Origin of the sequence: Corynebacterium sp. (genome assembly GCF_030152825.1) — a bacterium.
Taxonomy (GTDB): domain Bacteria; phylum Actinomycetota; class Actinomycetes; order Mycobacteriales; family Mycobacteriaceae; genus Corynebacterium.
Map to the genome: position 1 here is coordinate 1 of NZ_JASLIP010000078.1, position 3,191 is coordinate 3,191.

Below are 3,191 nucleotides of genomic sequence, written 5' to 3' on the forward strand. Positions count from 1 at the left end.
GGATGTTGAACTCCGCGGACGGGGTCATGTTGCCGGTGTGGTGTCCGCCGCCCATCAGCGTCACGCCCGCGACGCGGGAGACGAGCTCCGGGTAACGGCGTGCGAACAGGCCAATGTTGGTCAGCGCGCCGGTCGGCACGATCGTCACGGCGCCGGGTTCCTCGCGCTCAATGATCTGCGCGATCAGGTCGACGGCGTGGGTGTCCTCCAGCTCCACGCCGACTTCCGGCAGCTGCGGGCCGTCGAGGCCGGACTCGCCGTGGATCTCATCCGGGATCAGCTGTGGCCCCACCAGCGGACGGTTCGCGCCAGCGGCGAAGGGCACGCCGGTTATCCCGCCGATGCGGGCGAGCGCCTGCGCGTTCTTGGTGACCTTTTCGAGGGTCTGGTTACCCGCGACGGTCGTGACCGCAAGCAGCTCGAGGTTCGGGTTTCCCCAGGCCAGGAGCATGGCGATGGCGTCGTCGTGGCCGGGGTCGCAGTCGAGAATGATCTTGCGAGGCTGGGTGTTATTGGCTGCAGAAGTGCTCATGTTTCAAGTGTGCCACGCGCACCTGGGAGGCAGCGGAGCCAAAGCTAGAATAGTGCTCACGCACTTTCACACCCCGCGCATACTCCGCGCCCAACCCCAGGAAGTTCCCCTTGGTCGCAACGATCGCCCAAGCTGTTGGTCTTTTCGCCGTGACGAATATCGACGACATCATCGTGCTCTCGCTGTTCTTCGCCCCTGCCGCCGGCCGCCCCGGGACGATGCGGGCTATTGCGGTGGGCCAGTACCCGGGCTTCGCATTGATTCTCGCGGCGACGCTGCGGGTCGTCTGGGGTGCGGGGGCCTTCCTGCCGCCGGCGCGACCCCTTATTTCGGCCTGATTCCGCTGGTAATTGGCTTGAAATCCCCAGGGTCGGCCTGGCGCGGTGAAGAGGAGGACGCGACCGCGGGCAAGAAAGTCGCCGCCGGGACCGTCGCTGCCGTCACCTTCGCGAACGGCGGGGACAATATCGGCGTATACGTCCCGGTGTTACTGAATCTGGATGCCACTGGCGTCGCTGTGTTCTGCGTGCTCTTATTGGCTCTCGTCCGCGTGCTGGTGTGGCCCGCGAAGTTCATCCCCCCGCCCGGGCATCGACGGGATCCTCGAGCGCTTCGAGCAGATCCTGTTCCCGCTGGTGCTAATCATTCTGGGCGTCGTGATCTGGGTCCAGGACCACGCTTTCGGCATCTCACCCCTTTGAGCATGATCGGCTCCAAGCCGTCCTGGAAACCGCACTCTTCAACTGCTTTCTCGCTTGCCAGGAAATTTTTCCGCGCAAAGAAGGTAAACGGTTTGTAAGAATCATGAACTGTACCGGGAATTATGTTCTGAATAGAACAAGGGCGCGGTACATGTGCGATCAGGGCCTCGATAAGGTCGCACATTGGTTAGTAGCCGAATGAAATGATCCCAATAGTCGGATGGGAACTTTCCGCCGCCTCACCATAAATGCAAAACCCCTTGCGAAAGTCACACAATTTTCACAAGGGGTGGCTTTTCGGTAAGCCTCGTTTAGTGTCCGTCGAATTAGGGGCCGACGTTCACGCCACCGAGGTCCAGGTGGAACTCAGGGCTGGAAGTGAGGGCGGACTCAGGGCTGGAAGTCGGGGCAAAGTCGCCGCTGGAACCCAAGTCGCCCATGGTGACCTCCTCCGGCAGGGTCACGTTAAACTCGGGAGCACGGAAACCGCCGAAGAACTCGACCAGAATGTCCTTAGGTGCGCCATTGACGATGTCGGTGAGGTTGACGAGAAACTCGATCATTGGTGAAGGCTCCTAATATGAGGATGATGTGATCGTGAAGCGTGATGCTTCGAAGCGAACACTGATGAATCTAGTAATTCATGAAGCGAGTGTCAAGGGTCACTTTATTGAGTGAATACTATGGAAACTGCCGGTGCCGACGGGTTTGATTGAAGGGAAATTAAAGTTTCCTACCAGAAGTTGTGTTGCTAGGTCGCGGGTTTCCTTCTCCGTCGCGTACGCCGCCGCTGCGCCTGCCTTCTGGGTCGCCAGGGATCCGGCCGCAACGGCCACGCGGGTGGCCTCTACCAGGGAGGAACCGGTGGCCACCCCAGCCGCGAGCGTGCCACAGAACGCATCCCCGGCACCGGTGGTGTCCACGATGTTCTCCATATGCGGGGCGGGCACGCGGGTCACGCCCGCCTCATCAATGATGGCCGCGCCCGCCGGTCCAAGGGTGACCACGCAGGTGCGGGCAACGTCCTTGAGCGCGGCGAAGAGCTCCTCAGTGGAGGTTTCGCGGGGTAGCCCGGTGATGTCCGCGGCCTCCAGCTCGTTGAGGATGATCGGGTCGGACGCCGCGACCAGGTCCGCGTCCTTCGTGGTGACCGGGGCGAGGTTCAGGATCAACCGGGCGCCGATGGCCTCTGTCAACGCGGGCAGCTCCGCGGAGTGTTCCGGGGTCAGCTCACCTTGGGCCAGCACCACCGGGATAGGGCGCTCATCGGCTAACTCCTTGGCAAGCTCTGTCAGCTCGGCCGGGCTGGTCAGCTCGTTGGCCCCGGAGGTCACGATGATGATGTTCTCGCCGGACGTGTCGTTCATGATGAACGCCTGGCCGGTGGGTTGGTGAGTGCGGGCGATGTGCGCGGTGTTGACCCCGTGCTCGTCGAGCTCCTTGATCGCCAGCAGGGCCAGCGGGTCGAGCGGCTGGTTGGGGTTATCGGCGCTGGTCTCCCCCACTGCGCCCAGCAGGATCGTCTCCACGCCCATGCGGGCGGAGGCTACGGCCTGGTTCGCGCCCTTGCCGCCGAGCCCCTGCAGACCGCGGCGGCCGATGATCGTCTCGCCGGGGTGCGGGAACTCATCGAGGCCCACGAAGGTGTCGATGTTGATGGTGCCGCACACGAGGACGGCAGGTGCCGCGTTGCTCTTCGCGGCGGTGGACGCAGGAGTGTTCGCCGCGTCGGCAGACGCGGCGTTCGGGTGCTTACCAGGGATCATGCCTCACAGTCTAGAAGACGCCCGGACAACCGCTCTTAGCGACGGTCCTGTTCCGCCACCGCGCGGCGGGCCGCATCCAGATCCAGCGCGGGCTTCGCTGCAGCCTGCTGCGCGCTCTGCCCAGCACCAGCGCCAGCGCCAGCACCCTGACCAGCGTCGAAGGCCGCTCCCCCGCCCTCGCACGCGCCATTC

The 3,191-nt window shown here is 63.5% G+C and carries 3 protein-coding genes and 1 pseudogene; 1 reads left to right on the forward strand and 3 read right to left on the reverse strand.

Annotation, left to right across the window (positions count from 1 at the left end):
• Window positions 1-532, reverse strand: a 532-nt coding sequence (locus Q1V78_RS08180) for a nucleoside hydrolase (protein WP_300613463.1), incomplete at its 3' end; no start/stop codon positions are given.
• Window positions 533-642: 110 nt separating this feature from the next.
• Between Q1V78_RS08180 and Q1V78_RS08185 the strand changes: the two are divergent.
• Window positions 643-1,233: pseudogene (locus Q1V78_RS08185) on the forward strand (cadmium resistance transporter).
• 326 nt (window positions 1,234-1,559) lie between these two features.
• Here Q1V78_RS08185 and Q1V78_RS08190 read toward each other — a convergent pair.
• Window positions 1,560-1,796 carry a hypothetical protein gene (locus Q1V78_RS08190; protein WP_300613465.1) on the reverse strand — a complete coding sequence of 79 codons (237 nt, stop codon included), beginning with the start codon at window positions 1,794-1,796 and terminating at the stop codon, window positions 1,560-1,562.
• 99 nt (window positions 1,797-1,895) lie between these two features.
• Window positions 1,896-2,999, reverse strand: coding sequence for a ribokinase (locus Q1V78_RS08195; RefSeq protein WP_300613467.1), 1,104 nt, complete (start codon window positions 2,997-2,999; stop codon window positions 1,896-1,898).
• Between the last annotated feature and the right edge of the window lie 192 nt (window positions 3,000-3,191).

What these genes read in the sequence shown, in the direction of transcription:
- Q1V78_RS08195 (WP_300613467.1), bottom strand. Translation starts at nt 2,999, where the DNA reads ATGATCCCTGGTAAGCACCCGAACGCCGCGTCTGCCGACGCGGCGAAC.
- Q1V78_RS08190 (WP_300613465.1), bottom strand. Translation starts at nt 1,796, where the DNA reads ATGATCGAGTTTCTCGTCAACCTCACCGACATCGTCAATGGCGCACCT.